The organism is Luteolibacter sp. SL250, assembly GCF_026625605.1.
Taxonomy (GTDB): Bacteria; Verrucomicrobiota; Verrucomicrobiia; order Verrucomicrobiales; family Akkermansiaceae; genus Luteolibacter.
Map to the genome: position 1 here is coordinate 333,669 of NZ_CP113054.1, position 26,377 is coordinate 360,045.

The 26,377-nt window shown below is 63.6% G+C and carries 19 protein-coding genes; 9 read left to right on the forward strand and 10 right to left on the reverse strand.

What is annotated here, in order from left to right; all coding sequences use genetic code 11:
• Nucleotides 1–145 precede the first annotated feature (145 nt).
• The 5 genes from OVA24_RS01550 to OVA24_RS01570 are packed head-to-tail and all read left to right on the forward strand — an operon-like array spanning nt 146 to nt 7,103.
• Nucleotides 146–1,444 carry an ABC transporter permease subunit gene (locus OVA24_RS01550; RefSeq protein WP_267672806.1) on the forward strand — a complete coding sequence of 433 codons (1,299 nt, stop codon included), beginning with the start codon at nt 146–148 and terminating at the stop codon, nt 1,442–1,444.
• Between the two features lie 4 nt (nt 1,445–1,448).
• The gene (locus OVA24_RS01555; RefSeq protein ID WP_267672807.1) at nt 1,449–3,008 is read left to right on the forward strand and encodes an ABC transporter permease subunit; all 1,560 of its coding nucleotides are present in this window, start codon (nt 1,449–1,451) and stop codon (nt 3,006–3,008) included.
• Nucleotides 3,008–5,110 (forward strand): ABC transporter substrate-binding protein, encoded by a 2,103-nt coding sequence (locus tag OVA24_RS01560; protein WP_267672809.1) that lies wholly within the window; start codon nt 3,008–3,010, stop codon nt 5,108–5,110. Before OVA24_RS01555 ends, OVA24_RS01560 begins: the two co-directional genes overlap by 1 nt.
• The gene (locus OVA24_RS01565; protein ID WP_267672812.1) at nt 5,107–6,093 is read left to right on the forward strand and encodes an ABC transporter ATP-binding protein; all 987 of its coding nucleotides are present in this window, start codon (nt 5,107–5,109) and stop codon (nt 6,091–6,093) included. Before OVA24_RS01560 ends, OVA24_RS01565 begins: the two co-directional genes overlap by 4 nt.
• Nucleotides 6,090–7,103, forward strand: a complete 1,014-nt coding sequence (locus OVA24_RS01570) for an ABC transporter ATP-binding protein (protein ID WP_267672814.1) — start codon at nt 6,090–6,092, stop codon at nt 7,101–7,103. Before OVA24_RS01565 ends, OVA24_RS01570 begins: the two co-directional genes overlap by 4 nt.
• Nucleotides 7,104–7,298: 195 nt before the next feature.
• On the opposite strand, the gene OVA24_RS01575 is transcribed toward OVA24_RS01570, so the two are convergent.
• The 7 genes from OVA24_RS01575 to OVA24_RS01605 all read right to left on the reverse strand — a co-directional run bounded on the left by OVA24_RS01575 (nt 7,299) and on the right by OVA24_RS01605 (nt 15,391).
• Nucleotides 7,299–8,681: an FAD-binding oxidoreductase gene (locus OVA24_RS01575; RefSeq protein WP_267672816.1), complete on the reverse strand. Its 1,383-nt coding sequence runs from the start codon at nt 8,679–8,681 to the stop codon at nt 7,299–7,301.
• Nucleotides 8,682–8,702: 21 nt separating this feature from the next.
• On the reverse strand, nt 8,703–10,364 hold the full coding sequence (gene glgP / locus OVA24_RS01580) for an alpha-glucan family phosphorylase (RefSeq protein ID WP_267672818.1): 1,662 nt from the start codon (nt 10,362–10,364) through the stop codon (nt 8,703–8,705).
• A gap of 108 nt (nt 10,365–10,472) precedes the next feature.
• Nucleotides 10,473–11,558, reverse strand: coding sequence for an acyltransferase family protein (locus OVA24_RS01585; RefSeq protein ID WP_267672820.1), 1,086 nt, complete (start codon nt 11,556–11,558; stop codon nt 10,473–10,475).
• Nucleotides 11,559–11,619: 61 nt separating this feature from the next.
• The gene (locus OVA24_RS01590) at nt 11,620–12,888 is read right to left on the reverse strand and encodes a cellulase family glycosylhydrolase (protein WP_267672822.1); all 1,269 of its coding nucleotides are present in this window, start codon (nt 12,886–12,888) and stop codon (nt 11,620–11,622) included.
• A gap of 46 nt (nt 12,889–12,934) precedes the next feature.
• The gene (locus tag OVA24_RS01595; protein ID WP_267672823.1) at nt 12,935–14,008 is read right to left on the reverse strand and encodes a hypothetical protein; all 1,074 of its coding nucleotides are present in this window, start codon (nt 14,006–14,008) and stop codon (nt 12,935–12,937) included.
• A 46-nt stretch (nt 14,009–14,054) separates the two neighbouring features.
• The gene (locus OVA24_RS01600) at nt 14,055–14,597 is read right to left on the reverse strand and encodes a glutathione peroxidase (RefSeq protein ID WP_345783391.1); all 543 of its coding nucleotides are present in this window, start codon (nt 14,595–14,597) and stop codon (nt 14,055–14,057) included.
• A gap of 137 nt (nt 14,598–14,734) precedes the next feature.
• Nucleotides 14,735–15,391 carry a hypothetical protein gene (locus tag OVA24_RS01605; RefSeq protein ID WP_267672826.1) on the reverse strand — a complete coding sequence of 219 codons (657 nt, stop codon included), beginning with the start codon at nt 15,389–15,391 and terminating at the stop codon, nt 14,735–14,737.
• 167 nt (nt 15,392–15,558) lie between these two features.
• Here OVA24_RS01605 and OVA24_RS01610 point away from each other — a divergent pair, with 167 nt between their 5' ends.
• The 4 genes from OVA24_RS01610 to OVA24_RS01625 all read left to right on the forward strand — a co-directional run bounded on the left by OVA24_RS01610 (nt 15,559) and on the right by OVA24_RS01625 (nt 21,002).
• Entirely contained in the window at nt 15,559–16,911 is a 1,353-nt protein-coding gene (locus OVA24_RS01610; RefSeq protein WP_267672827.1) for a Gfo/Idh/MocA family protein, read from the forward strand.
• Nucleotides 16,912–16,924: 13 nt separating this feature from the next.
• The gene (locus OVA24_RS01615; protein WP_267672830.1) at nt 16,925–18,571 is read left to right on the forward strand and encodes an FAD-dependent oxidoreductase; all 1,647 of its coding nucleotides are present in this window, start codon (nt 16,925–16,927) and stop codon (nt 18,569–18,571) included.
• Nucleotides 18,572–18,721: 150 nt separating this feature from the next.
• Nucleotides 18,722–19,270, forward strand: coding sequence for a gluconate 2-dehydrogenase subunit 3 family protein (locus OVA24_RS01620; protein ID WP_267672832.1), 549 nt, complete (start codon nt 18,722–18,724; stop codon nt 19,268–19,270).
• A 22-nt stretch (nt 19,271–19,292) separates the two neighbouring features.
• On the forward strand, nt 19,293–21,002 hold the full coding sequence (locus OVA24_RS01625) for a GMC oxidoreductase (protein ID WP_267672833.1): 1,710 nt from the start codon (nt 19,293–19,295) through the stop codon (nt 21,000–21,002).
• A 78-nt stretch (nt 21,003–21,080) separates the two neighbouring features.
• Here OVA24_RS01625 and OVA24_RS01630 read toward each other — a convergent pair whose 3' ends face one another.
• The 3 genes from OVA24_RS01630 to polA all read right to left on the reverse strand — a co-directional run bounded on the left by OVA24_RS01630 (nt 21,081) and on the right by polA (nt 26,314).
• Nucleotides 21,081–22,838 carry an SGNH/GDSL hydrolase family protein gene (locus tag OVA24_RS01630; protein WP_267672835.1) on the reverse strand — a complete coding sequence of 586 codons (1,758 nt, stop codon included), beginning with the start codon at nt 22,836–22,838 and terminating at the stop codon, nt 21,081–21,083.
• A gap of 70 nt (nt 22,839–22,908) precedes the next feature.
• Nucleotides 22,909–23,478, reverse strand: coding sequence for a DUF4256 domain-containing protein (locus OVA24_RS01635; RefSeq protein ID WP_267672837.1), 570 nt, complete (start codon nt 23,476–23,478; stop codon nt 22,909–22,911).
• A 34-nt stretch (nt 23,479–23,512) separates the two neighbouring features.
• Entirely contained in the window at nt 23,513–26,314 is a 2,802-nt protein-coding gene (gene polA, locus OVA24_RS01640) for a DNA polymerase I (protein ID WP_267672838.1), read from the reverse strand.
• Nucleotides 26,315–26,377 lie beyond the last annotated feature (63 nt).

A 26,377-nucleotide genomic window follows, 5' to 3' on the forward strand; every position in this document is an offset into this window, starting at 1 on the left:
AGAAGAAAATCCAACGATTCCAAGGGCGGCGGCGCTGATAGAAGTGTCGTCCGGACTTGCACCGCAACGGATGAGGGGTAAAGAGTGATGCGACGCCCGCGTGAAAGCCTATTTTATCAGACGACTGCTGCTGATGATACCGACGATGATCGGGATCACGCTGCTGGTTTTCACGATCACGCGGTTCGTGCCCGGCGGGCCGATGGACCGCATGCTGCAGCAGGCGCAGGCGGCGGCGGAGAAGGGCGGGGGAAAGACGACGGGCAGCAACGCGCAGAGCGGGCTGAGCGACGAGCAGCTCGAGGAGCTGGAGGAGCAGTTCGGCCTGGATAAGCCGACTCTGGCCGCCTACGGCCAGTGGCTGGGGATCGTCCCGAGGGAGATCCGGATTTCAAAGAAGGAGTTTGGCGGCGCGACGGACGAGATGATCGGCGGGCAGCCGGATGCTGAGACGGTGGCCCAGGTGGTCCTGAGCGGCGACGGCCGGGTGGTGAACGTGAAGCGGGATGGGGACAAGGTTGTCTCCGCGACCTTCGCGGAAACGGGCAAGCCGCTTTCCTCCGAGAACTGGCAGGTGCGGCTGGAGACGGAGCAGGACCGGAAGGACCGCTACCTCCGGCGGAACACCAAGGCGAAGGAGACGCCGGGATATGCGCCGCGCGCCGTTGTCTATCAGTCGAGGGTTTCCGGACTGCTCCAGGGGGACCTGGGGCGTTCGCTGATCTATCAGGACCGGGTGGTGGACATGATGTTCGCGCGGATGCCGGTGGCCCTCTACTTCGGCCTGCTTTCCTCGGTCATCATCTACGTCGTCTGCATCCCGCTCGGGATCCTGAAGGCGCTGAAGCACCGGACCTTTATTGATTCCGCCTCCTCCGTGCTGATCTTCATCGGCTATTCCATCCCGGGCTTCGCGCTGGGGGCCATTCTGTTGGTTCACCTGGGCGCGCGGGCGAACCTGTTCCCGCTGTTCGGCCTGACGAGCGCGGACTTCGGTGAAATGAACCGTTGGGACCAGGTGAAGGACATCGCCCACCACACGGTGCTGCCGTTGATCTGTTACCTGGTGTCCGGCTTTGCCATGCTGACCATGCTGACGAAGAACACGCTGATGGACAACCTGGCCGCGGACTACGTGCGGACTGCGGTGGCGAAGGGGGCCGGGTTCCGCCGCGCGGTGTTCAAGCACGCGTTCCGCAACTCGATGATCCCCATCGCGACCAGCCTCGGCGGGCTGACCTCCATCTTCGTCGGCGGCTCCATGCTGATCGAGCGCGTGTTCGACATCCAGGGCTTCGGGTTGCTCCAGTACCAATCCATCATCGAGCGGGACATGCCCGTGATCATGGGCACGCTGACGGTGTCCGCCTTCCTGCTGCTGCTGGGCAACATCATCTCCGACTTCCTCGTCGCGATGGTAGATCCCCGGATCAAGTTCGACTAACCCCATGCGCGCGATCGGTTTCTTCTTCACCCTCCTCGGAGCGCTCGCCATCGCCGGTGAAGTGAAGGGGATCGCCTTTCCGACGGCGCGCTGGTTTTTCACGGTCAGCCGTGAGGTGCCGTGGCTGCATGCGGAGTCGGTGCCATGGTTCGGCTGGGCGGCATCGGCGCTGCTGGTGCTGGTGGGCGTGGTGATGGTCAGCCGCTCCTTCACCGGCGGTCCGGGGGATCCGGTCATCCGGCGGCGGATGAAGCGTTTCCGTGAAATCAAGCGTGGCTACTACTCCCTCATCATTCTGGTTTTCCTCGCGGTCCTCGCCCTGCTGGACCAGTCGCTGGTCGGAAAGAGGGCGCTGGCGGTGAAGTATGAGGGCCGCTGGATTTTCCCTGCCTTTGTCGCGAAGGAGTTCAAGAACAAGGACTTCGGGATGGATGGCGAAAGCGCGGAGGCCCCGGCGAACTACCGGGACCTGAAGCGGCATTTCGCGGCCACGGGCAAGGGGAAGGTGATCCTGCCGCCGGTCCCGTATGATCCCACCGGGGACACGCTCGCCCCACGCTCGCGCCCGCTGGAGCTGCGGGACGGCATCTACTATGAAGGTCGTGGCGACAAGCCGTACTTCGGACTGGCGGCCCGCTACTACGACATCGAGGACTCGAAGATCCACCTCCGCTACACGATGCGGAACGGCAAGTTCAACGGTCCGGTGGATGGCTGGGACAAGGAGGGGGCGCAGTTGTACAGCGGGGAGTTCCAGGACGGAGCGCCGGTCTCTGATAAGTTCAACGGAGAGGGAGGAAAGGAAGAGTTCCTGGCCGTGGAAAGCAGCGAGCCGCGGGCGGTGAAGTATCATCCCGCCCCGCCCACCCCGGACACCGGGAATTTCCTCGGCACCACGTCCCAAGGCTATGACATGGTGGCCTACCTCTACGGCGGGCTCCAGGTGAACTTCAAGGCCGCCCTGCTGTTCCTGCCGGCGATTTACCTGGTCGGCATCACCCTGGGCATGCTCATGGGATACTTCGGCGGCTGGGTGGACATCATCATCCACCGCATCATCGAGGTGTTCGAGAACATGCCGTTCCTGTTCATCATCATCATCTTTTCCAGCGTGGTGCCCCAGGACCTGAAAGGGCTGGGCATGATCCTCTTCATCCTCGTGATTTTCAGTTGGATGGGCATCGCGACGTTGTTGCGCACGACCATCTACCGCGAGCGGGAGCGCGACTACATTTCCGCCGCGCGGGTGATTGGTGCTGGCACGTCCCGGATCCTGTTCCGCCACCTCCTGCCGAACACCATCTCGATCATCGTCACGCTCGTCCCGTTCACGTTCTCGGGATTGATCTCCGCGCTCACCGCGCTCGACTATCTCGGCTTCGGCCTGCCTCCGGAGTATGCCTCGTGGGGCAAACTGCTCAACGACGGCCTGGCGAACCTTTCCGCACCCTGGCTGGTGAGCGCGACCTTCGTGGCGCTGGTCTCCATGCTGGTCCTCATCACCTTCGTGGGGGAGGCGGTCCGTGAGGCGTTCGATCCCAAGAAATACACCTACTACCGTTGATGAAGTCCCTCCCGCTCATACTCGCGCTGGCAGCCGCGGCGGTCGCTCCGCTGACGCTCACCGGGTGCCGTCAGGAGACGGCGGAGGTGGAGCGCACGCTGGGCTTCGACGCATGGGTGCCGGTCTACAACAAGCACATCGCGGGATGGCTGGAGAAGAAGAAGGCGGACGCCCAGGTGGAGCTGGACAAAACCATCGCCGCGCTGGCGTCCGCGCCGGAAGACAAGAAGCCGTCGCTGGAGGCGCAGCTCGAAGCCGCCCGGCGGGACATGGCGAAGCTGGAGTTCCGGCAGTCGTTGGGGGACTTCTTCCAGTTCCGCACTCCGGCGGACGTGCCGGCGGATCTGGTCTGGGAGAAGGGCCTGGACGAGCCTGAGATCGGTGACCCGCGGGCGAAGAAAGGCGGGGTGATCCGGCGGCATTTCCTGGACCTGTCCTTCCCTCCGACGCTGCGTCCCTTCGGGCCGAACTCCAACCACTCCTTCCGCGGCGACCTTTACGACAACATCGACCTGCCGCTGGTCACGCTGCACCCCACCACGACGAAGGTGATCCCCGGTGTGGCGTGTGAATGGGCGACGTCCACTGACGGCCGCACGGTCTATTTCAGGATCGATCCGGAAGCCACCTACTCCGACGGGGAGAAGGTGTATGCGAAGGACGTCCTGCTGGACATCTATACCCGCGCCTCCGACAACGTCGTGAATCCCTACACCAAGGAATTCTACCGCGAGAACTACGCGCAGGTGATCACCTATGGGGATGACGTCCTTTCGGTGACCCTGTCGGAGGCGAAGCTCTATGCGGCGGCGCTGGCGGGCACGATCAGTCCGGCTTCGCCGAAGTTCTACAGGGAATACGGCCCCGACTACGCGGACCGCTACCAGTGGCGATTCCCTCCGACGACCGGCGCGTATGAGGTGCGGCCGGAGGACATCGTGAAAGGTGCCTCCATCACCCAGACACGGGTGAAGAACTGGTGGGCGAAGGACCGGAAGTACTACAAATACCGTTTCAACCCCGACAAGATGGTGACCACGCTGGTGCGTGAGGACTCCAAGGCGTTCGAGCTGTTCCGGGCGGGGGAGCTGGACACCTACCTGCTGACCCAGCCGCAGTTCTGGTATGAGAAGTCCGAGATGCCGCCGGTGTATGACGGCTACATCGAGAGGGCGACTGTCTTCAACCGCTACCCGCGGATCCCACGGGGGTTCTACATGAACGTCACCAAGGCACCGCTGGACAACCGCGACGTGCGCATCGGCATCCACCATGCGATGAACTGGCAGAAGGTCATCGAGGTGGTCTTCCGCGGGGACTACTCGCGCCTCCAGTCCTTCAACCAGGGCTTCGGGAAATTCAGCGATCCGTCCATCAGGGCGCGTCCATATTCCGTGCAGCAGGCGCGGGAGGCCTTCCGGGCGGCGGGCTACACGGAGGAAGGGCCGGACGGCATCCTGAAGAAACCGGGCGGGGAGAAGCTCTCCGTTTCCATCACCTATCCGACCATCCCCCTTTACGACCGCATCCTCGCCATCCTGAAGGAGGACGCGAAGGCGTGCGGGTTCGACCTGCGTCTGGACGGGCTGGAAAGCACGGTGGTCTACCGGAAGGTCATGCAGAAGCAGCATGAGATGAACTTCTCCGGCTGGAACACGACCCCGCCGACGCCGACCTACTTCCAGTTCCTCCACTCCACCTTCGCCTTCGACGACAAGGGCAATCCGAAGCCGAACACCAACAACCTCTTCGTCTGGAGCCGCCCGGACACGGATGCACTCTCGCTCACCGTGCGCGATGCGCTGACGGAGAAGGAGCTGGCGGAGGCGTCGAAGAAGCTGCAGCACATCATCCATGACGAGGCCATTTTCCTGCCCTCTTTCACCACGGAGTTCCAGCGCGTGGGTTCCTGGCGGTGGGTGAGGTGGCCGGACTCCGCGGAGACGCACTATGCGCCCGCGCTGTCCTATGAACCGCACGAGGGCTACTGCTACTGGATCGATGAGGACGTGCAGAAGGAAACCCAGGAAGCGCGGCGCTCCGGAAAAACTTTCCCTGAAGTGAACCGCGTGGTTCATCCGCCGGAAACCGACCAACCATGAGCGAACCGAGCGACAACATCCTGGAAGTGGACAAGCTCATCGTTTCCTTTGAAACGGAGCGGGGTCTGCTGCGTGCGGTGGACCAGGTGTCCTTCACCGTGCCGAGGGGCAAGACGGTGGGTATTGTCGGGGAGTCTGGCTGTGGCAAGAGCGTGACCGCCATGTCCATCGTCGGCCTGCTGCCGCAACCTGCCGGGAAGATCCTTGGCGGTGACATCCACTTCAACGGCCATGACCTGACCCACGCCTCCGAGCGCGAGATGCGGAGGGTGCGGGGAGGGGAGATCGGCGTGATCTTCCAGGAGCCGATGACGGCGCTCAACCCGGTGCACCGGATCGGCCGGCAGGTGAGCGAGGTGCTCCGACTGCATACGAAGATGTCGAAGCGCGAGGCGTGGGAGGCCTCCATCGAGATGCTGGACCACGTGCGCATCCCCGCACCGGAAAGGCGGATGATGGACTACCCGCACCAGCTTTCCGGAGGCATGCGCCAGCGCGTGATGATCGCGATGGCGCTGGCCTGCAAGCCGTCGCTGCTGATCGCGGATGAGCCGACGACCGCCCTGGATGTCACCGTGCAGGCACAGATCCTCGACTTGCTCGACCGGCTCCAGAAGGAAAGCGGCATGTCCACCATCCTGATCACCCACGATCTGGGCGTCATCGCGGAGACGTGCGACGAGGTGGTGGTGATGTATGCCGGGCGGGTGTGTGAGAAGGCCCCGGCGAAGGAACTTTTCGAGCGGCCGCTGCACGCCTACACCAAGGGCTTGCTGGCCTCCATCCCGACGCTGGAGACACCGCCGAAGTCGGTGCTGGCCACCATCCCCGGCATGGTGGCGGGCTTGGGTGACCACGCCCACGGCTGCCGCTTCTGCCAGCGCATGGGCCGCACCGACCGCGGGACGCGCGAGCGCCCGAGATTCGAGGAAGTATCGCCCGGCCACTGGGTGGAAACCTGTCCCTTCTGCTACGAACCGTGAGTGAGAATCCCATACTTTCCGTCAACGATCTGCGGGTCCACTTTCCGGTCCGCGGAGGGGTGCTGTACCGGCAGAAGGGATCGGTGAAGGCGGTGGATGGCGTTTCGCTGGCCATCAGGCCGGGTGAGACTCTGGGCCTGGTGGGGGAGTCCGGTTGCGGAAAGTCCACGCTCGGCAAAGCGTTCGTGCGCCTGCTGAAACCGACGGCGGGGACCATCCAGTTCGAGGGGCGCGAGATTTCCCACCTGCGGCAGGGACGGGTGCGTCCGCTGCGGCGGGATTTCCAAATGATCTTCCAGGATCCGGTGGAATCGCTGGACCCGCGCATGAGCGTGCGCGCGTTGCTGACGGAGCCGTATCAAGTCCATGGCCTGGGCAACCGCGCGGAGCGGAAGAAGTGGGTGGACGAGCTGCTGGAGCGGGTGGGCCTGCCGGCGGCATCCGCGGAGCGTTACCCGTTCGAGTTTTCCGGCGGACAGCGGCAGCGCATCGGCATCGCGCGGGCGCTCGCGCTGAAGCCGAAGCTGATCATCTGCGACGAGCCGGTGTCCGCGCTGGATGTCTCCGTGCAGTCGCAGATCCTCAACCTGCTGGTGGAGCTGCAGAAGGACTTCGGACTTTCCTACCTTTTCATCGCCCACAACCTCTCCGTGGTGAAGCACATCAGCGACCGTGTGGCGGTGATGTATCTGGGCAAGATCGTGGAACTCGCGACCGCGGAGGTGATCTACCGTGATCCGCGCCACGCCTACACCAAGGCACTGCTCTCCGCGATCCCATCACCGGACCCTACCGCGCAGCGGAAGAAGATCCTGCTGGAAGGGGATGTGCCGTCGCCGATCGACCCGCCCGCGGGCAGTGCCTTCGGCCACCGGATCAAGCATCCCCGCTATGAGGAAACCATCGGGATGGATCTTTCGCTGAAGGAGATCGCGCCGGGCCATCTGGTGGCGAATGACCCTTGCTGCCTGACGGACGCGGACTGGAAGGCGTTGCAGGGCTTGAAATAGGATGGGAACTGTGGCTGCGGCGTCCCGCCGCAGGCCGTGGCGATGGCGTCCCGCCATCGTTCTGAGGGAGCCGGATGCCAATTTGGCGGATGCGGAAGGTCTCCCGATTTGATGGCAGCAGATCCGGGAAAGAATTGAGGCGAGACGCCACAATCACGGCCTGCGGCGGGACGCCGCAGCCATGGGCTTCGCCATTCAGAAATCCAGGAACTTGCCCGGATTGAGGATGCCCTGGGGATCGAGGGCTTTTTTCAGCGCGAGGTGGGTAGCCATGGATGTCTCGCCGAGGGCCTGGCGGATCCATGGCTTCTTCGCGATGCCCACGCCGTGCTCGCCGGTGATGGCACCGCCCTGTTCGAGGACCCATTTGAAAAGCAGGTCGAGCGCGGCGTCCGCCTTCGTGCGGATGACGGGGTCCTGGTAGTCCGCGACCATCAGGTTGGTGTGGATGTTGCCATCCCCGGCATGGCCGAAGCAGGCGACGGCGATGCCGGTTTCCGCCTCCAGCCCGCGGGCGAAGTTCACCAGCTCCACCAGCTTCGAGCGCGGGACGACGATGTCCTCGTTGAGCTTGGTCAGGCCGGTGTCGCGCAGGGAGAAGGAGAACTCGCGGCGGAGCTTCCAGATGCGTTCGCAGGAGGCCTCGTCGGGCGCGCGCTCGATGAAGGTCGCGCCGAGCGAAAGCAGGAGCGCGTGGAGTTCCTCCAGCTCTGACAGCACGGCGGCGGGCCTGCCGTCGATCTCCACGATGAGGTGGGCGTTGCCTTCCGGGAACACATCCGGGCCGAGCTTCCTGCGCGCGGCGGCCAGGGTGAAGGTGTCGGTGATCTCCAGCGCGGAGGGCAGGTGCCCGCTGTTGAGGATGGCCTGCACGGCGGCGGCGGCCATGGGGAAGTCCGGGAAGATGGCGGCCAGCATCGCACGGCTGGCCGGTTTCGGGATGATGCGCAGGGTGGCCTCCGTCACGACGCCCAGCAGGCCTTCCGAGCCGGTGAACGCGCCGATGAGGTCGAAGCCGGTCTTGTTCTTGTGCAGGCGTCCGCCGGTGCGGAGGACATCGCCGTTGGCCAGCACCACCTCCAGGCCCAGCACGTAGCTACGGGTCACGCCGTACTTCAGGCAGCGCGGGCCGCCCGCGTTGGTGGCGATGTTCCCGCCGATGGAGCAGTCCTTCAGCGAGGCGGGGTCCGGCGGGTATTCCCAGCCCATGTCGTTCGCCGCCTTCTGGAGATCCCCGGTGATGACGCCGGGCTGGACGATGGCGACGCCATCCTCCGGGTGGATGCCCAGGATCCGGTTCATCCGTGCGGTGGACAGGACGATGCCGCCGTGGAGCGGCACACATCCCCCGACATAGCCGTAGCCCGCGCCGCGGGTGGTGACCGGGATCCGGTGCTCCGAGGCGAATTTCATCACGGCGGACACATCCGAGGTCGATTCCGCGAAGACCACCACATCCGGAGGATGGCTGGCGTACCATTTGTCCGTGGAGTGGGATTCGAGCACGGCGGAGGCAACGGACACCTTGTCAGGGCCGACGATGGCGGAGAGCCGCTCCAGCAGGGAGGCTTGGGACATGATGGGTTTCGGAGAAAAGAGTCAGGCGTACATCTTCTTGTAATACTCGTCCCCCATGCGGTCGGCGTCGAAGAACGGCACCACATCGTTCATGGACTTCAGCACGAGCTGGTTCCACCCTTCAGGGTTGCCGTAGTAGAGCGGCAGGATCTTCTGGGTGAGGCCTTCGTAGAAGCCCATCATGTCATAGCGGTCCCGGTCCTCCGGGGACAGGTGCGGATCTGCGGGCGGGATGATGAAGGAGTTCACGCCGTCCTTGGCGAACTCGCAGACCCAGCCGTCGTAGGTGGAGAAGTTGACGGAGCCGTTCATGGCGGCGGTCATGCCGGAGGTGCCGGACGCCTCACGGGTGACGACGGGGTTGTTCAGCCAGACGTCGGAGCCCGTCTTCAACTGGCGGGAAAGATCCAGCTCGTAGCCGGTGAGGACCGTCGCGTTCGGGTAGTCCTTCGTCAGGTTGATCAGGTGGTTGAAGGTATTGATCGCGCTGTAGTCGAAGGGATACGGCTTGCCGGCCCAGATCACCTGCACGGGATACTGCGGGTGGTTGAGCATCTCGCGGAAAAGGCGGATGTCGCGGGTGATCAGGTCCGGGCGTTTGTAGCCGGCGAAGCGGCGGGCCCAGACGATGGTCAGCACGTCCGGCTTGAAGATCTTGCCCGTCTGGTCCGCGACAGTGCGGAAAAGGCGCTCCTTCAGCTCGCGTTTGCGGTTGCTGAGGCATTCCGTGTCGCCGTTGTTGCGGGCGGCCTCCAGTCCGTGGTCCGCCCAGTATTTCTTGTTCTGGGCGTTGGTCACGTGGTCGATCCCGCAGATATCCGGGTAGTCCTTCCACATCTGGCGGGAGACCTCGCCGTGCAGCTTCGAGACGCCGTTCGCCTTGTGGCTCAGGCGCAGCGCGGCGAGCGAGTGGTTGAAGACATCCCCCTCGATGCCGGTGATCTTCCGCGCCTCGTCGCCGGTGATGGAGCCGAAGAAGGAGAAGTCGCGCAGCAGGTTGAAGTCGTGCTTCTCGTTGCCCGCTTCCTCCGGGGTGTGGGTGGTGAAGATGAAGCGCTTCTTCACCTCGTCCACCTTGCGGAACTTGTCATAGACATGGAATGCGGCGGAGAGGCCGTGTGCCTCATTCAGGTGCCAGACTTCCGGATCCACGCCGAGTTCATCCAGCAGGCGTGCGCCGCCCGCGCCGAGGATGATGTACTGGGCGATCCGGCGCAGAGGGTCGTTGTCGTAGAGGCGGTGCGTGATCGCACGGGAAAGGTAGTCGTTTTCCTCGATGTCCGTGCTGAGGAAGAACATGGGCACGGTGTTGAAGATGTCACCGGGCAGGTAGAGGGCCTTCACCCACACCGCATGGCCGTGGACCGGGACGGTGAAGCGGATGCCGGTGTCCTGGAGGAAGGCGTAGGAGTTCTTCCGGAACTGGACGGCCAGTTCGTTGTCCTCACCGCGGACCTGGTTGTAGTAACCGTAGGTCCAGAGGATGCCGATGCCGGCGAGGTTCTGCTTCAGGCCCGCGGCAGCGCGCATGTGGGAACCGGCGAGGAAGCCGAGGCCCCCGGAGTAGATCTTGAAGCTTTGGTCGATCGCGAACTCGGAAGAAAAATAGACGGCGCTCTTCGCATACTCGGGGGCGATCTCGTAGTTGTGCGCGAAGGGCTTGGGGAGAAAGGACTGGGGCATGGCGTGGGTGGGTGGCTGGAATCAGGCGTCTGCCGGGCGGGATGTTGCTCGATTCATACCAAAACTCAAACATTTACGGCTTCCGGATTTCGTTGGAAGCCAATGATTTCAAACACCTTTGCGCTGATCCGGCCGGATTTTCGCGCGTACTTCCTGCAGCGGTTTTTCGATCCATTTCCACGACGCGAGCGTGAGCAACCAGGTGATGACGGCGTAGGATAGGATCTTCAGCGAGGTGCCGATGGCGTTGTCGAAGTGGTCGCTCAACCAGAGGAAGGGCAGGATCTTGCCCGCCGCGAGCGGGGCGAGGTTGTGGTAGAGGTAGATCCCGTAGGAAAGCGCGCCGATCTTCAGCAGGGTGGGCTGTTCCAGGAGCCTCTTCGGCCAGCCGCCGAAGCCGACGATGGCGGTGGCGACCAGGGAGCAGAGGAAGACGGAGAGGAAGGTCTGCTGGACGACGCGCAGGCTGAAGGTGGGCCAGCCCATGTCGTGGCCGATGAAGAGGTAGAGATAGGCGAACAGCGACAGCACGCCTGCGATCCTGAGCGGACGGCTTTCCATCGTCATCCCCTTGGAAACGGCGATGGCCAGCAGCGCGCCGAGTCCGAAGTAGTCGAAGGCCGCCCACAGCAACTTGTCCGGCCAGGCGATGTAGGCGCTGAGCTGCGGCTCGAACCACCGCGTGATGGGGGCGATGGCGGTGATGAGGATCACGGCGGGAAGGATCAGCCGCTTCGGCAGGAACCAGATGACGAACGGCCACAGCAGGTAGAACTGCTGCTGCATCGCCAGTGACCAGAAGTGGGCGCTGCCGGAAGGCCACATCCCGGCCAGCGCCATGCGGATGTTCGAGACATGGAAAACGTACCACGGCAGGCCGGGCCAGACATCCGGCGCGCGGACGATCCACGCGAAAAAGAGCGCGGCGTAGTACGGGGCGAGGATCCGCAGGCCGCGGCGGATCTGATAGACCTTCATCGATCGCCACTTCCAACTCCCGCCGGAGGCCTCCCCGCGCTCCCGCTCCCGCAGCAGGGAGCCGGTGATGAGGAAGCCGGTAAGAACGAGGAAGAGGAACAGGAAGATCTCCGCGGGAAAGATCCGCGGCAGCAGGTCGTGCGTCCAGTGGTCCCAGGCGATGACGATCATCGCCACCGCCCTCAGGCCATCCAGTTGCACCGCGCGTCCGTTCACGCGCCGGAGCTTTCATGAAGGGACGGGCGATGCACGCGTTTTCCGTTGCGAATCGGTTTCCCTACCCGCCGGTGGTGATATACTGCGGGGCACCGGTGAGGCGCAGCGGAAGACCGGTGTCCCCGGCCTCCACCTTGCTTTCCTTTCCGAAGAGATCGTGGACGGTGACGGCTCCCTTCTTTCCGACGGGGATCAGGACTTCATGCGGGGTGATCTTGTCCGGGGACTGCATGGCGGGTGGTGCGGTCCAGGCCACCAGCTTCACCCCTCCCTTGCCATCCGTGAAGCTCAGGATGAAATCACGCGGTTGCTCCGTGGGGATCCGCTTCTCCAGCCGATAGCCGCGGAGCTGGCGGATGAGTTCCTTGCACGCGTTGAGGGCGGGCGTCGGTTCGCCGTCACGGTGGAGGGCGAAGCCTTCCTTGCCGGACCATTCGTACCAGATGGTGGCCTCCGCTCCCTCCAGCATGTCGATGAGGTACTGGCGGACGAGATGCCAGGCCTGGTAATCGTAGGCCATCGCGGCGTCGCCGCCTGCATGGCCCTCCGCCTTGCCGATGGGAAAGCCGCGCTCGGAGTTCATCAGGCGGATGTCAGGCTTGCCGCCCGCCGCGACCATCTGCCCGCGCATGTGGGCGTAAGCCTCGATGTAGTCCTCCGGGGATTTCAGGCCGTAGGGATGGACGGACCAGACGTCGAAGCCGGCATCCAGCATCCCGTGGGCAAAGCAGAACTCCATCCACTTGTAGGATTCCGTCCACATGTTGGAAACGGAACCCGCGAGGATCACGCAGTCCGGATCCGCCGCCCGCATGGCGGGGATCGTCGCCTTCACCAGATTGGTGTATTCGATGGCGTAGGCCTCGGAGTTGCCCTTCTTGCCATGGCCGCCCCAGAAGGTTTTCGTGTTCGGCTCATTCCAGATCTCGAAGTGGATGCCCTGCCCCCTGAAGTGGGATGCCAGCGCCGCCGCATACTTCGCATAGGCGGTGCGGCCCGGCTCATCCTTCACGTGGCCGTAGAGCTTGTTGTTGAAGGTGATGGGGGTGATGACCTTCAGCCCCCGTTCCTGGCAGAGCTTCACGAAAGCCTCGTAGCGGGAGAAATCATAAACGCCCTTTTCCTTCTCCACGCCCTCCCAGATGCAGCCGCGGCGGACCCACTTCAGACCCAGTGCCTGCACCTGATCCAGTGTCCCGACGTTCATGTCCGGTCCCTTGAGCTGGACGCCGAAATTTTCCGGGATGGTCCCGGTCCATGGGGCGGCCATCGACTGGATGGAGGCCAGCGGAAGGGCGGAGAAAAGCAGGGCGAGGATCTTGAGCCGCATCAGTCGTCCTAAGAGCACCGCGCGGCGCTCCGGATCAAGGCCGGAATCAATCCTTCGCCGGGCCGGTCCATTTCTCCATCGCGGAGCTGTCCCCGATCCATGCGCCGAAGTAGGGCCATGCGGCATCCTTTTTCCACATGAACACGAAAAACGGCCGGTCGTAGATGAAGGCCCTTGGTGGCTTGGGTTCCGGAGGGCCTCCGAATGGGTCCATTGCGATGGTGGTTTCGGACCGGACCCTCGCTCCTTTTTCATGGAGCTTGAAGCGGGTGAGCTGGCTCGCCTGGACGACGGTCATCGCTTTCATCCGCTCGAAGTCGATGAGGCCTCCGAGCTGGCCGCTGAACTCCGCCTTGGACTCCAGGGTCAGGTAGGGGATGCGGATCTGGTCCCCTTTGTAGAGATACTGGATCACTTCGGATTCCGGTATGTCGGCTCCTTTGCGCTCCAGCAATGACCTGATCCTCATGCTCGCCGTGTCAAAGTCGGAGGCGGCGGGAGGTAGATAGAGGATGACGGAATCGTCAGCATCCTTGCACCGGATCTGGACCGCATGGGATCGTTCCGCCGGTTGCCACGACAGGACGCGGATGGCGGAGTGTCCGTCCCTGGCACCGAAGAAGCAGACCTCGGTTTCCTGTCCTCCCGCTTGGAATTTCAGCGGGATGGATTTGGCGCGGGCCAGTTCACGGAAGAACTCCACCTCATGATCGAGGAGGCCGAACGCCATCAACCTGCCGGGAGGAGGATTGTCATCGATCTTGAACGGCCCTTCCGGATCACCTGCCAGAGCGGCAGCCTCCCGGTTGACCGTCGCAAGGAATTCTGAGGTGGCCGGGCCACTCCATGTCTTCCATGACCCGTCGGGCATCGTGGCGGCGGCGTTCCATTTGAACCCCTCCAGCCGCGAGATCATCTCATTCTCCGGAGAGACGGTGAGCAGGGGGCCTGTCTCCGTCTTGATCTGGTCCCACGTCGCTTGGAACAGTGGTGACCAGACGACGGTCCGCTTCGCATCGATGGGCGCGGCGGGATGCGGGACCGCGGAAATTTCCGCAACAAGTCTCCCGGTGGCGAGGAATAGCAGCGCTGATAAAAAAAGATACCGGGAGACCTTCATGGTTTCCCGGTATCTATGAAATCGGATCAGAGGAAACAAGAAACGATCAGGACTTCTTCTTCAGTGCCTTCTCGATCGCCTCGGTCGCTTCCGGGCCGGTGACGAGCGTCTTCGGCTCGAAGCGGGCGATGGGCTTGCCGTTGCGGCCGATGAGGAATTTGCCGAAGTTCCATTTCACATCACCGGGGAAGGCGCCCTTCTCACCGGTGAGTTCCTCGTAGAGCTTGTGCCGGTCCTCACCCTTGACGCTGACCTTTTCCATCAGCGGGAAGGTCACGGAGTATTTCGTGGAGCAGAACTTCTGGATCTCCTCGATGGTGCCCGGCTCCTGGCCGCCGAAGTCGTTGCAGGGGAAGGCGAGGATCTCGAAGCCCTGGTCCTTGTATTTCTGGTAGGTCGCCTCCAGGCCTTCATACTGTGGGGTGTTGCCGCACTTCGAGGCGACGTTGACGATGAGCACGACCTTGCCCTTGTAGGCGTCGAGGGAAGTGGCTTTGCCGGACGCGTCGTTGAACGGGATCTTGGTGATGTCGGCGGCGTAGGCGGTGGCGGCCATGACAAATGCGGGAATGACGATTCGATGCAGCATGGTCGTGACGCTAGCACGGAAAGCTTTTCTGCCTAGGGAAAATCCCGGGGCCGGGGGAGCCGCCCGGCTTGCCCGCCCAACGCAGGTCCCTCCGGGGGGCGGGCCCTGCTGCATTGGACGGGCTCATGACCGATCCCTCAGCGCCGGCGGCGCACAAGGAACCCGCCGAGACTTGCGAGGCCGAGCAGGGCGGCACCGGGCTCGGGGACGGTGTCCACGATGATGTCGTCGATGCGGACGCTGACGCCGTTGTTGTCGTTGCCGGTGTCGGCCACATAGATCCGGAAGGTGATGCCGGAGGTGAGATTCTGGAAGGCGGCGCCGGAAAGGTCGACCAGCGCGGTCAGGTCGGTGGTGCCCTGGGTGACGGCGGAAGTATAAATGTTCTGGAAACCGGCGGTCCCGGACAGGTCGTTGTAGTGGACCTGGTAGCTGGACGGGACGCCGGTACCTCCGCCGCTGGCGTTGTAAGCGAACCTGAGCTGGCCCAAGCTGAGGGTGCCGCCCGTGGGATTGGTGTTCACGGTGAACTCATAGTAGTCCGGACCGAAGGTGGTGCCGATCTGGTCCAGGGTGATGGCGCGCGCGGCCCCGTTGCCCGGCACATTCGTCGACGTGTTCACGCTGGTGAAGCCGGTCTCGGTGATGGTGGTCGCGGAGTAGCCCGCAAACGCCGTGGAGGCGAAGCTGCCGTTGGTGAACGTGTAGTGCGCGACGATCGCGGCGCTGGCGGATGCAGGGAGGAAGGCGGCCAACGCGAATACCCGCAGAACGCCGAGGGGCAGGTTTTTCATAGGTGCCGGAAGATAGGATCAGTCAGATTTTCCAACAACTACCCGAAGGGTTATGGATGGATGGGGAAGATTCCGCTGTCTTATTTTCGTAAAGATCGGAGCAACGACCGCGTATAGGTGCGACTTTGGCCGAAATGCCGGAGAAACCACCAAACCCACCTCCATCCATGAAACCCGAGATATTTTCCACCAGCCGCCGCCGCTTCCTCGGCACCGCCATGGGCGCATCGCTCGCGCCGTTCATCCTCCCGTCCGGCCTGCGGGCGCAGAACTCGCCGAACGGCAAGATCGCCGTGGGTTTCATCGGCACCGGCAAGCAGGCAAAGGGCCTGATGGGCAAGTTCATGGGCCTGCCGGATGTGGTGGTGGTCGCCGTGTGCGATGTGGACACCAACCGGCGCGAGGCCGCGAAGAAGAAGGTGGAGGACTTTTACGGCAAGAACCAGAACACCGCCTGGAAGGGCTGCACGGCGCACAAGGATTTCCGCGAGCTGCTCGACCGCAAGGACATCGACGCCGTGGTGATCGCCACGCCGGATCACTGGCACGCCATCATCTCCGTCGCAGCAGTGCAGGCGGGCAAGGATGTGATGTGCGAGAAACCGCTCACGCAGACCGTCCGCGAGGCGGTGGCGGTGGTGAAGGCGGTAAGGGACAACAAGCGCGTGTTCCAGACCGGCTCCATGCAGCGGTCGATGCGCGAGTTCCGCGTCGCCTCCGAGCTGGTGAGGAACGGGGTGATCGGCAAGGTCACGCGGGTGGAGACGGCCTTCGGTGTTCCCGGCGTGCCGTGCGACCTGCCGGAGGAAGCGGCGGAGCCGGGCCTCGACTGGGACCTGTGGCTCGGACCTGCGCCGATGCGGCCCTACAACTCGATCCTCGCGCCGCGCGGGCTGCACGACCATTTCCCGATGTGGCGCCTCTACCGCGAGTATGGCGGCGGCTTTGTCACTGACTGGGGCGCGCACCACGTGGACATCGCGCAGTGGGCGCTGGGCCGCGACGAGAGCGGCCCGGTGGAGGTCATCGCGCCGCCGGATTTCGCCACCGCGAAGGCAGGGGCGAAGCTCCGCTACGAGGATGGCTGCGAGCTGACCCACGTCGCCGCCGGCAAGGGTGCATCTTTCTTCGGATCGGACGGCGAGATCCATGTGCATCGTGGGAAGATCGAGGTCATCAAGGATGGCAAGACCATCGCGAAGCATTGGGACAAGGCGGACCAGCCCGGCCTCGCACCGTCGCTGGACCTGCTGGAGAACGAGTATCTCAAGGACGCGAAGGTCCGTCTCACCAACAGCAAGGACCACTATGCGGACTTCACCGCCGCCATGCGCACCCGCACGCAGCCCATCGCCCACGAGGGCATCGGCGCGAGTTCGGTGATCGCTTGCCACCTCCTCAATTTCGGATACTACCACGGCAAGAACTTCAAATGGAACCCTGCGGAGAACACCTTCGCCGATGGTACCGGTGACGTTGCCTGGCTGCACACGAACTACCGCGGCGACTGGAAGATCTGAACCAAAACCCTCTATGACACCATTGAACCGATACCTTGTCCCCTTGTTCCTGGCCACCGGCGCGCTGCACGCGCAGGAGTCCGCGGACATCATCATCTACGGCGGCACGTCCGCCTCCATCGCCGCCGCCGTCCAGGCGAAGAAGATGGGAGCCTCCGTCATCGTCGTTTCCCCGGACAAGCATCTGGGCGGCCTTTCCTCCGGGGGCCTCGGCTTCACGGACAGCGGCCGGAAGGAAACCATCGGCGGCGTTTCCCGCGAGTTCTACCAGAAGATCTACCAGCACTACGACAAGCCGGAGGCCTGGAAATGGCAGAAGCGCGAGGAGTACGGCAACAAGGGCCAGGGCCACGTGGCCATCGACGGCGCCAACCGTACCGCGTGGATCTTCGAGCCGCATGCCGCGGAGAACGTCTTCGAAGGCTGGGTGAAGGAGCACAACCTGAAGGTGGTGCGCGACGCCTGGCTGGACCGTGAGAACGGCGTCACCATCGAGAACGGGAAGATCACGACGATCAAGACCCTCGACGGCAAAACCTACAGCGGGAAGACCTTCATCGACACCACCTACGAAGGCGACCTGATGGCCGCCGCGAAGGTGCCCTACATCGTCGGCCGCGAATCGTCAGCCCAGTACAACGAGACGCTCAACGGCAACCAGCCGGTCAAGACGGACAAGCATCAGTTCGACTTCCCGGTTGATCCCTACATCAAGCCCGGCGACAAGTCGTCCGGCCTCGTTCCCCGGATCGAGGATGCGGGTGCCGGTGTGGAAGGCGCGGCGGACAAGGGTGTCCAGGCCTACTGCTTCCGAATGTGCATGACGAACCATGAGCCGAACCGCGTGCCGTTCCCGAAGCCGGAGAAATACGACCCGATGCAGTATGAGCTGCTGGCCCGTTATCTCCAGGCAGGCTGGAAGGAAGTGTTCCGCAAGTTCGACGGCATCCAGAACCACAAGACGGACACCAACAACCACGGTGCGTTTTCCTCCGACAACATCGGCTACAACCACGACTACCCGGAGGCTTCCTATGAGCGCCGCCGCGAGATCATCAAGGAGCATGAGGAATACCAGAAAGGCTTCTACTGGTTCCTCTGCCACGACCCGCGCGTGCCGAAGGACATCCAGGACAAGATGAACACCTGGGGCCTGGCGAAGGACGAGTTCAAGGACAACAACAACTGGCCGCACCAGCTCTACATCCGCGTCGCCCGCCGGATGGTCTCCGACTTCGTCATCACGGAGAATCACCTGAAGGGCACGCTGCCTACGCCGAAGTCCATCGGCATGGGTTCCTACCAGATGGACTCCCACAACATCCGCCGCTTCGTGGATGAGAACGGCCACGCCCGCAACGAGGGCGACATCCAGGTCGGCGTGGGCCGTGCCTACGAGATCGACTACGGATCCATCGTGCCGCCGGAGAAGAGCGTGCAGAACCTGCTGGTGCCGGTCTGCGTCAGCTCCAGCCACATCTCCTACGGCAGCATCCGGATGGAGCCGGTGTTCATGATCCTGGGCCAGAGCGCGGCGACCGCCGCCGTGCACTCCCAGAAGGAAGGAGTCTCCGTCCAGAAGGTCTCCTATGAGAAGCTGAAGGCGCGCCTCGAGGCCGACGGCCAGGTCCTGCACTGGACCCCGCCCGCCAAGAAGTGATCCCCGCAGGGAACCCTGTTTCAATCAGGTCCGTGATCCGTGGAGGGTCACGGGCCTTTTTCGTGTCCTCCTCCTGGCCGCGCTTTTACAATCGTGGTCCTTGCGTGCGGATGGCGGGAGGGGTAGTGCTTGGACGATCCCAATCAACCCATGGAACGCAGGGAAATCCTCAAAATGATGGCGCTGACCTTCGGCGCCTCCGTCACTCTCCCGGAGAGTGCCTTCGCGAAATTCGGCGAGCCGCTCGATGCGTCGAAGCTGAAGCTCTTCACCCCGGAGCAGCGCGCGCTGGTGGCCGTCCTTTCGGAAACCACCATCCCGAAGACGGACACACCCGGCGCGATCGACGCCGGCGTGCCGCAGTGGCTGGAACTCATCGTCCAGGATTGCCTGGAGGTGGGTGACCAGAAGATCATCACCGACGGCCTGGCCGATGTGGAGAAACGCTCCGCCGACCAGTTTTCGAAACCCTGCTCCCAGCTCACGGTGGCGGAGCGCGTCGGCCTGCTGACCGCGATGGAGCAGGAGTCGAAGAAAGCGGGGACCACCAAGGTCTTCATCCGCCAGTTCAAGGATCTGGTGAAGTTCACCTACGTGAATTCCGAAGTGGGCGGCACCCAGGCGCTCGAGTGGATCCTGGTTCCCGGCAGATGGGAACCCGCGTCCGAACTGAAACCCGGCCAGAAGGTCTACGTCTGAACCCTTTCCCCGAAACGAACCCATGAATGTGAATGCCAAAGGCAAGGCGGAGCACACCTATGACGCCATCGTCGTCGGCTCCGGAATCTCAGGTGGCTGGGCGGCGAAGGAACTCTGCCAGAAAGGCCTGAAAACGCTGGTGCTGGAGCGCGGCTATGATCTCAAGCACATCGTCGGCTATGACACGACCAACAGCGCCCCGTGGGAGCTGTCCTACCAGAACAAGACCCCGCGCGACATGCTGGCCCGCCAGGAAAAGCAGAACCGCACCGGCTACACCATCAAGCCCGCGACGAACAAGATGTTCGTGGATGACATCGACCATCCCTACATCGAGGAGAAGCGCTTCGACTGGATGCGCGGCTACCACACCGGCGGCCGGTCCATCATGTGGGGCAAGCAGAGCTACCGGCTCTCCAAGATCGACCTTGAGGCGAACGAGCGTGACGGCATCGCGATCCCATGGCCCATCACCTATGAGGAACTCGCGCCGTGGTATGACCACGTGGAGAGGTTCGCGGGCATCAGCGGCTCGATGGAAGGCCTCGACATCCTGCCCGACGGCGTGTTCCAACCGCCGATGGCCCTCACGCCCGCCGAGCTGGACCTGAAGGCGGCGGTCGAGAAAAGGTGGCCGGGCCGCAAGGTGGTGCCGGGCCGTGTCGCCCACCTCACCGCGCCCACGCCGGAGCAGACCGCGCTCGGCCGTGCGCAGTGCATGTACCGTAACCTGTGCAGCCGTGGCTGTCCGTTCGGCGCGTATTTCAGCAGCCAGGCCGCCACGCTGCCAGCCGCCGCCGCGACGGGGAACATGACCTTCCGCCCGCACTCCATCGTTCACTCCATCATCTTCGACGACAAGACGAACAAGGCCGTCGGCGTCCGCCTCATCGATGAACTGACCATGGAGACCACGGAGTATTTCGCGAAGATCATCTTCCTGAACGCCTCCGCGGTGGCCTCCACGGCCATCCTCATGAACTCGAAGTCCTCCCGTTATCCGAACGGGATGGATGACTCCGGCTCGCTCGGCGGATACCTCATGGACCACCACCTCGGGGTGGGGGCCAGCGGCGTGGTGGAGGGCCACCTCGACAAGGTGCAGTACGGCCGCCGCCCGAACGGTTTCTACATCCCGCGCTTCCGCAACCATTCGGAAAAAGCGAACCAGAACTACATCCGCGGCTTCGGCTACCAGGGGGGCGGCATGCGTTCCGGCTGGACGCGCGGCATCGACGGCTTCGGCGAGGATTTCAAGAAGCAGCTCCTGTCATGGGGGCCGTGGTCCATCAACATGGGCGGCTTCGGCGAATGCCTGCCGTACGAGGACAACCGCATCTCCCTGCACCCGGACAAGAAGGACAAGTGGGGCCTGCCCCTCGTCGTCGCCAACGCGGAGTTCAAGGAGAACGAGATCAACATGCGCCTCGACATGCGGAAGGACGCGGAGGAGATGCTGGAGGCGATGGGCGCGAAGCACATCAACAGCTACAACAACGCGCCGTCCATCGGTCTGGGCATCCATGAGATGGGCACCGCCCGCATGGGTGGTTCGCCGAAGACCTCCGTCCTCAACAAGTTCAACCAGGTCTGGGGTGCGCCGAATGTCTTCTGCACGGACGGCGCGGCCATGACCTCCGCCAGTTGCCAGAATCCATCCCTCACCTACATGGCCCTCACCGCCCGCGCGGTGGACCATGCGGTCAGCGAGATGAAGAAGGGGAACCTCTGATCCCGGCTGCGGGACGGGCCGTCAAACCACTCCGGCTTGGTTCGAATCCAAGGGCGGAGTGGATGCCCGACGCGGGAATCAATGCTCCACCCTCAGCCGCATGAAGCGGTGCGGGTTCTCCGGATCCTGCTTCAGGCGGATGCGGCGGAGGGCGGCGGTGCCGTCGCCATCCACATTCGCGGAGATGGTTTCCAGGATGGCGGTGGTTCCATCCGGGGTGACGGGCGTCCATGTCGCGAGGTCCGGGCTGCTTTCCGCAGCCACGGTGATGTCTCTGGCTTCCAGATTCTCCCTGAAGGTGAAGACATGCCACGGACCACCGGCGGTGGTGGTGTCCAGGGTGCCGGTCGGGAGTGCCCCCACGGCAGCGGATCCGACCGGCGGAACGTCCAGCGCGTAGGAGATGATGTTTTCCACCCCGTCCCCATCCGCGTCACCGCCGGGGGTGGGGTCCTGTTCCCGCCAATCGACGTCTCCGGCCCATGAGGCATAGTCGCTGCGGTCCACGGTGAGGGAAAGCAGGGCGTTGCGGAGGTGGGGTGCCAGCAGCTCGTTGCCGCTCCGGCTCACGTGGGCGTCGTCCGCAGCCGTATAGTTGGGTGATCCGTTCGTCCGCCAGCGGTTGCGGTCGGCGGAGTCCGCCAGCACATCCAGCGTATCGAGCAGGAGGTCGAACTTTCCGGCCTGTCCGGCGGCAACGAGGCCGTCGTTGAAGTCATCCCGTTTCCCTCCGGCTCCCCAGCCGGGCTTCGGTGTCTGCCCTGCGAGATCGGACCACTCGTTCGTCGAGTCCGTCCGTGGCATCAGCAAGGTTCTGACAATTTTCTGGATACCCTCCGCCCGTGCGGCGGACCAGATGCCTTCGACCCTCGCGAGCATTTCCGTGGGGTTGCCCGTCCCGCCTTGGCCCAGGTCGTTCGTGCCGTATTCCTCCACCATCACGTTGGCGAACTTCAGGAACGGACGCTGGCGGGTCTGCCGCGATGGGGTGATCCATGAGTAGGCGGTCTGGCCATGGCGGGTCAGGTTGAACACGGCGATCGTGTTGCCTCCGGAGGAGTCCAGCGCGGCGCGGTTGAAGAAGCCATAGCCGGAGATGACCGGCGCGGGATTCGCCTGGTCGCCGGTCCCGTCGAGGATGCTGTCGCCCACACCGATGACGGACAGGTGGCCGGGTCCGGTGAAACGGCCCAGGAAAATGAGCGGCAGCCCTTGGGAGCGGGCGGCTTGGCCGGTGATGGCGGGGACGGCCCCCGCCATGTCCGGGTTGTGGGTGTCGTTCGCCGGGGGATAGAAGATGCATTTCGCTCCGGTGAAGTTGGCGGGGGTTCCCACGGGAGTCTTGCCACCGGATGGGATGGAGCCTTTCACATGCAGCCAAAACACCTCGTCCTTTGCAGGCGGCGGTCCGGTCCATGAGGCCGATGGGATGGGATCGGACAGCCAGTAAGGCGTGGTGGAGTTCATCGGCAGCACCAGCGTGCGCAGCCCGTTGAAAAGGAGTGGGACGACCTGTCCCGTCGATGCCCGCTCCAGCCAGGCCTGGCTGATGGTGACATCATTGGCGACGTTCGGTGTTTCGGCTCCGCTGGTCGGATACATCCAGTCCATGAAGCCGACCTGCATTTCGGCGACCGGCCCGCCGAGCTTGTGGGGCGTCCTCTGCCAGAAGGACGTGTTGGCGGCGGCTGGCGTGTAGAAGGTGTAAGCGATACGCCCGCCGGTTGCGACGATCCGCGTCGGTTCCACCGCACCGGACAGCATCGGCGAAAGGGCGAAGGCACCGGCCAGCAGGCCGAGGAAGATCCGGGAAAACAGGGAAGACGCTGCAGGCATGGGAAAACGCCGTGAAAATCGGCCGGATCGGCACGGATGCAAACTACCCGGATGGGTAGTAGGTACAGATTCAGATCCGCAGGATGCCCCGGAAGCCGCGGCCGTTGTAGTAGGACTGCGCACCGTTGTGGTAGATGAATGTCCGCCCGAAACGGCGGTCACCGAACAGCGCGCCACCCAGCTTGCGGACATCATCCGGGGTCTTCAGCCAGCTCGAAGTTTTCGTGTCGAACTCACTGAGCTGCTGCAGGTGGCGGTATTCCTCTTCCGTCAGGAGGGATACGCCCATCTCCGCCGCGAGGTCCATGGCGCTGTTCGCGGGCCTGTGTTCCTTCCGGGACTCCAGTGCCTCGCGGTCGTAGCAGAGGCTCATTCGTTCCTTCGGACTCTGTGCGGAGCAGTCCGCGAAAAGGAATTCGCCGGTCTCCGGATCATGGCCGATGACGTCCGGCTCGCCGCCCGTTTCTTCCATCCGCTGGAGCGACCACAGCTTCGCGCCGGACTTTTCCAGCTTCTCCACCACGTCCTGCCACTGGATGCCTGCGTGCCGTCCGTGGTTCTCCGCGAAGCGGTTTTCCAGGATGGCGAGGAGATCGCGGCGTCCGGCGGCGGTCAGGGTCTTCTTGGGTGTCGCGCTCATGGCATCCGGAACATCGGACGGGATGGATGGTGGATCAATGCGCAACCAGCCAGTTCGCGCCGGTGCCGTATTCCACCTCGACGGGCACGTCATGCGGCAGTGGCAGGGCGGTGCGCATCGCGTCGAGGATCTTCGGAACCAGCTCCTCCTTCTCTTCCTCCGCGAGGTCGAAGACGAGTTCGTCATGCACCTGCAGCAGCATCTTCGTGCGGGCGGAGGACTCACGCAGCAGGGCGTCCACGCGGATCATGGCGAGCTTGATCATGTCCGCGGCGGTTCCCTGGATGGGGGAGTTGATCGCCGCGCGCTCCGCGTTGCCGCGCAGGCTCTGGTTGCCGGAGTTCAGGTCGGGGAAGTAACGCCTGCGACCGCCGAGCGTCTCGACATAGCCGTTCTCCCTGGCCTCATTGATGGTGCGGTCCATGAATTCCTTGATCGCCGGATACTCGCGGAAATATGCCTCGATGATGGCGGACGCCTCGCCGCGGGCGATGCCCAGCCGCTGGCTGAGACCAAAGGCGGAGATGCCGTAGATGATGCCGAAGTTCACCATCTTCGCCGTGCGCCGCATGTCGGACGTCACGTTTTCCTGATCCACCACGAAGACCTTCGCGGCGGTGACGGTGTGGATGTCGATGTGGTTGCGGAACGCCTCGATCATCGTCGCGTCATTCGCAAGCGCCGCCATCACTCGCAGCTCGATCTGCGAGTAGTCGCAGGAAAGGAGGGTGAAGCCGCCCGAGGCACGGGGGACGAAGGCCTTGCGGATCTTGCGTCCCGCCTCGGAACGGACGGGGATGTTCTGCAGGTTGGGATCGGACGAAGCGAGCCGTCCGGTGGCGGCGAGGAGCTGGTGGAAACTGGTGTGGATGCGGCCGGTGGAAGGCATGATGTGGTTCGGCAGCGCGTCCAGGTAGGTGGACTTCAGCTTGGTCGCCTCCCGCCAGGAAAGGATGTCGGAGATGATGGGGTGCTTCCCTTCCAGCGAGGCCAGCGTCGCCTCGTCCGTCTTGTATTGGCCGGTCTTCGTCTTCTTCGCCTTCTCGATGAGGTTGAGCTGGTCGAAGAGGATCTCCCCGAGCTGCTTCGGCGAAGCGATGTTGAACGACCTGTCCGCATGGGCGTGGATGGACTTCGCCAGTTGGTCGATCTGTTGCTGGAGTTCATCCCCGATCACCGACAGCGAGGCGGGGTTCACCTCGATGCCTTCCATTTCCATCCGCACCAGCACCGGCAGCAGCGGAGCCTCGATGCCAGTGAGCACCTTTTCCTGGCCGGACTCCGAAAGCAGCGGCGCGATCTTTTGGTAGAGTTGCCACGTCACATCCGCGTCCTCCGCCGCATATTCGGCGAGGATCTCCACCGGGATGGCGGCGACATCCAGTTCCTTCGACGCCTTGCTCTTCTCGGCATGGGAGAAGAGGTCGAGCGTCGCCGGTTCCGGGGCGGGGGATGCCGGTGCCGCCAGATCGGCCAGCTTCACCGGGGTGTAGCCCAGCAGCGTTTCCGACAGATAGTCCATGGAGTGCCTGCGCTCCGGCGAGACCAGCGTGTCCGCCAGCATGGTGTCGAAGATCTCTCCGCCCACCGCGAGGCCCATGCGGGTGAGGATGGAGAGGTCGTACTTCAGGTTGTGGCCGATCTTTTTCGCGGGTGAGGAAAGCACCGTCTTCAGATCCGTGAAGAGCGGGTCGGAGTAGGGGAGGTACCATGCCTCGTGCGCCTTCCATGAAAACGCGATGCCGAGCAGCCGTGCTTCGAAGCGGTTGAGGGAAGTGGTTTCCACGTCGAAACAGAACTCCGGCTGTTGTCCCAGCAGGGTGAAAAGTTCCGCCTGCTGCTCCGGTGTCTCCGCCAGGTGGTAGGTGTGTTCCGTGTCACGGATGGTGCGGAAAGTTTCGAAAAGCGTCGGCTCCGCCGCGGCTTCCTTGCCACCTTTGGCCGGTGCCGGGGCGGCTGCGCCCGCGTCCCCGAACAGGCGCTTGGTGAAGGTGCGGAACTCGAACTCGTTGAAGAGGTTCTTCAGCGCCTCGTCATCCCGTTGGGAGAGGATGAGGTCGTCCCAGGTGACCTCGATGGGCACGTCGCGGATAATGGTGGCGAGGTTCTTGGACAGTGTGGCCTTGTCGGCGTTCGCCTCGATGGATTCCTTCTGCTTGCCCTTCAGCTTCGCGGTGTTGGCGAGGATGTTTTCCACGGAGCCGAACTCGGAGATGAGTTTCACCGCCGTCTTCGGGCCGATGCCGGGGATGCCCGGGATATTGTCCACCGCGTCCCCCATCAGGCCCAGCAGGTCGATGATCTGGGCGGCCTCCGCCACGCCCCAGATCTCCGGGAGCTGCGGCAGGCCGATGACCTCGTGGTCGGAGCCCTTGCGGCCCGGCTTCCAGATCCAGGTGTGAGGGGAGAGGAGTTGGGCGAAGTCCTTGTCCGGCGTGACCATGTAGGACTCGATGCCGCCTTCCGCCTCAGCGCGGGTGACCAGAGTGCCGATGATGTCGTCCGCCTCGTAGCCGTCCAGCTCCAGCACGGGGATGTGGAAGGCGCGGCAGAGATTCTTCACATGGGGAATGGCGGCGGCCAGCTCCTCCGGCATCTCGTCACGCTGCGCCTTGTAGGCGGGGAACAGCGTGTGGCGCGGAGTGGGGGCGGAGGTGTCGAAGGCGACTCCGATGTGGGTGGGCGCTTCCTTTTCCAGGATGGCCAGCAGCGTGTTGAGGAATCCGTAGAGCGCGGAGGTGTTGACGCCTTTGGAATTGCGGATGGGGGTCTGGATCAGCGCGAAGTGGGCCCGGTAGATCAGGGCCATGCCATCGAGCAGGAAAAGGCGGTTCATGGGGGGAGGATGGGGATGCAGGTCACAGGATGCAAGATACAGGATGGCGGACTCTCCCATCCC

Excerpts from the sequence above, each read along its gene's own strand:
- OVA24_RS01550 (WP_267672806.1), top strand. The coding sequence starts at position 146 with ATGATCGGGATCACGCTGCTGGTTTTCACGATCACGCGGTTCGTGCCC.
- OVA24_RS01555 (WP_267672807.1), top strand. The coding sequence starts at position 1,449 with ATGCGCGCGATCGGTTTCTTCTTCACCCTCCTCGGAGCGCTCGCCATC.
- OVA24_RS01560 (WP_267672809.1), top strand. The coding sequence starts at position 3,008 with ATGAAGTCCCTCCCGCTCATACTCGCGCTGGCAGCCGCGGCGGTCGCT.
- OVA24_RS01565 (WP_267672812.1), top strand. The coding sequence starts at position 5,107 with ATGAGCGAACCGAGCGACAACATCCTGGAAGTGGACAAGCTCATCGTT.
- OVA24_RS01575 (WP_267672816.1), bottom strand. The coding sequence starts at position 8,681 with ATGTCCCAAGCCTCCCTGCTGGAGCGGCTCTCCGCCATCGTCGGCCCT.
- glgP (WP_267672818.1), bottom strand. The coding sequence starts at position 10,364 with ATGCCCCAGTCCTTTCTCCCCAAGCCCTTCGCGCACAACTACGAGATC.
- OVA24_RS01590 (WP_267672822.1), bottom strand. The coding sequence starts at position 12,888 with ATGCGGCTCAAGATCCTCGCCCTGCTTTTCTCCGCCCTTCCGCTGGCC.
- OVA24_RS01595 (WP_267672823.1), bottom strand. The coding sequence starts at position 14,008 with ATGAAGGTCTCCCGGTATCTTTTTTTATCAGCGCTGCTATTCCTCGCC.
- OVA24_RS01600 (WP_345783391.1), bottom strand. The coding sequence starts at position 14,597 with ATGCTGCATCGAATCGTCATTCCCGCATTTGTCATGGCCGCCACCGCC.
- OVA24_RS01605 (WP_267672826.1), bottom strand. The coding sequence starts at position 15,391 with ATGAAAAACCTGCCCCTCGGCGTTCTGCGGGTATTCGCGTTGGCCGCC.
- OVA24_RS01610 (WP_267672827.1), top strand. The coding sequence starts at position 15,559 with ATGAAACCCGAGATATTTTCCACCAGCCGCCGCCGCTTCCTCGGCACC.
- OVA24_RS01615 (WP_267672830.1), top strand. The coding sequence starts at position 16,925 with ATGACACCATTGAACCGATACCTTGTCCCCTTGTTCCTGGCCACCGGC.
- OVA24_RS01620 (WP_267672832.1), top strand. The coding sequence starts at position 18,722 with ATGGAACGCAGGGAAATCCTCAAAATGATGGCGCTGACCTTCGGCGCC.
- OVA24_RS01625 (WP_267672833.1), top strand. The coding sequence starts at position 19,293 with ATGAATGTGAATGCCAAAGGCAAGGCGGAGCACACCTATGACGCCATC.
- OVA24_RS01630 (WP_267672835.1), bottom strand. The coding sequence starts at position 22,838 with ATGCCTGCAGCGTCTTCCCTGTTTTCCCGGATCTTCCTCGGCCTGCTG.
- OVA24_RS01635 (WP_267672837.1), bottom strand. The coding sequence starts at position 23,478 with ATGAGCGCGACACCCAAGAAGACCCTGACCGCCGCCGGACGCCGCGAT.
- polA (WP_267672838.1), bottom strand. The coding sequence starts at position 26,314 with ATGAACCGCCTTTTCCTGCTCGATGGCATGGCCCTGATCTACCGGGCC.